This is a genomic window from Polynucleobacter sp. Tro8-14-1 (assembly GCF_018881655.1).
In the GTDB taxonomy this organism is placed as follows: domain Bacteria; phylum Pseudomonadota; class Gammaproteobacteria; order Burkholderiales; family Burkholderiaceae; genus Polynucleobacter.
In genome coordinates this window covers 1-255 of sequence record NZ_JACVPX010000020.1, presented here as the reverse complement: position 1 = coordinate 255, position 255 = coordinate 1, and the positions used below count along the sequence as shown (strand labels likewise).

Genomic DNA, 255 nt, shown 5'->3' with positions numbered 1-255 from the left:
CAATTTGAGTCTTAGCATCCAGATAGGGGTCGACTTTAGCGCTAGCACTTAGCTGGTAGTAGTAGACACTCCTAGCCATATTGGCAATGCCTAGGATAGTTTGCAAAGGGTACTGCTGCCTTAACTCGGTGACGACTTGGACCTGCTCTTGTTTGCCAAGTACTTTTGCTGAGCTAAGGCTTCGAGCTTTTTTAAGTAAGCGTTCTCCACCTCTAAATAGTGCGACTTCAGTAAGAGTTCTTCATGCGTAAGCTG

At 45.9% G+C, this 255-nt stretch carries 1 pseudogene; it reads right to left on the bottom strand.

Going from position 1 to position 255, the window contains the following annotated elements:
- Positions 1-255: pseudogene (locus ICN34_RS11565) on the bottom strand (IS3 family transposase); the annotation flags it as partial.